This is a genomic window from Corallococcus aberystwythensis (assembly GCF_003612165.1).
GTDB classification, from domain to species: Bacteria; Myxococcota; Myxococcia; order Myxococcales; family Myxococcaceae; genus Corallococcus; species Corallococcus aberystwythensis.
The window spans coordinates 1-1,563 of record NZ_RAWK01000526.1 but is presented as its reverse complement, the minus strand read 5'-3'; the positions used below and the strand labels follow the sequence as shown (position 1 = coordinate 1,563).

The 1,563-nt window shown below is 73.7% G+C and carries 1 protein-coding gene; it reads left to right on the top strand.

Annotated features, from left to right (window positions below):
• A partial coding sequence (locus D7W81_RS41185) for a sensor histidine kinase (protein ID WP_147445839.1) occupies positions 1–1,563 on the top strand: 1,563 nt, incomplete at both ends.

Sequence of the window (1,563 nt, the reverse complement as noted above, 5' to 3'; positions counted from 1 at the left end):
GGGTGGCCCTGGGCGGGCTGAGCACCGCCTTCCTCTACATGACGGTCGTGCTGGCGGCGCGCGGCTCGTGGACGGGGGTGGGCGTGTACGGCGTGCTGGCGCTGGCGTGCGCGCTGCTGGCGGGGGTGCGCCAGTGGCCGTCGCTGGCGGGGGTGCGCTGGCGGCTGTTCCGCGGCATGGCGCTGGCGTCGGTGCTGCCCATCGTGGTCGTGGGCGCGGTGACGTCGTACCTCGCGCAGCGGGCCCTGGAGGCGGAGCTGCGCGGCAAGGCCTGGCAGGCAGTGGCCGCGGAGACGGCGTGGTTGGAGCAGACGGCCACCCTGGCGCGCTCGCTGCTGCGTGCGCAGAGCCGGGACGCGGGCTTCATCGCCGCGGTGCGCGCCGGGGACCGTCAGCGCATGCGGGAGACGGTGGAGTTTCTGGAGAGCGAGGTCACGCTGTTCGACGCGGCGTGGCTGCTGGACGCCGCCGGCGAGACGCTGGTGCCCTCCGTGCGGCTCAATCGCATCGTCGGCAACTTCGCGCAGCGGGCCTATTTCCAGGACGCGTTGAAGGGCGCCGACGAGGTGCTCCTGTCGCGGCCCTTCCTCACCCGCGCGGGCCTGCCCTTCGTCGTCTTCACGGTGCCGGTGGACGCGGGGGACGGCACGCGGGTCATCCTCGTGGGAGGGCTGTCATTGCAGCGGCTGGGATTGCAGCCGACGCTGGCCTCGCGCAGCTACCACGTGGAGCTGTTCGACCGGCGCGACGGGACGCTGCTGCGCGAGACGGCGCGGGGGAACGTGCTCACCCGCGCGCCCCTGCTGGAACTCCTGGGCGAGGAGGCGCTGACGGCACCGGAGGGGATGCGGGAGGCGCTCGATGCGTCGGGGCACCGCCTGCTGGTGGCGCACGCGCAGGTGGCGGGCACGCCGTGGACGGTGGCGGTGACGGCGCGGCTGCGTGAAACGTTCGCGCCGGTGACGCGCATGGGCGCGTGGGTGGTGGCCATCGCGGTGCTGGCGGGCGCCATCGCGCTGCTGCTGTCGCAGTGGGCGGGGCGGGACGTGGCGCAGCGGCTGGAGACGCTGCGGGACGGCTTCGCCGCGCTGGGCACGCCCGCGCAGGAGCGGCGGGTGCGGGCGGAAGGTGACGACGAGGTCGCGCAGCTGGCGTCGAGCTTCAACGACATGGCGGCGCGCATCGACCGTACGCAGAAGGAGCTGCGCGAGGCCATCGCCATCCGGGATCAATTCCTGTCCATGGCGAGCCACGAGCTGCGCACGCCGCTGACGCCCCTGAGGGCGACGCTGGACCTGCTCATCCGCCAGCTGGGCTCCGGCCAGGGGACGAATCCGGAGCGGCAGCGCGAGACCATTGCCCGGCTGAACCGGCAGGTGGACCGGCTGACGCGGCTGATTGGCGACATGCTGGACGTGTCGAGGTTGCAGTCCGGACGCTTCACGCTGACGGTGGCGCCCATGGACCTGACGGCCCTGGCCCGCGAGGTGGTGGAGCGCATCCAGGTGACGCGGCGCGAGCGCGCGGAGCAGCTGACGCTGGAGCTGCCCGCGGAGCCGCTGG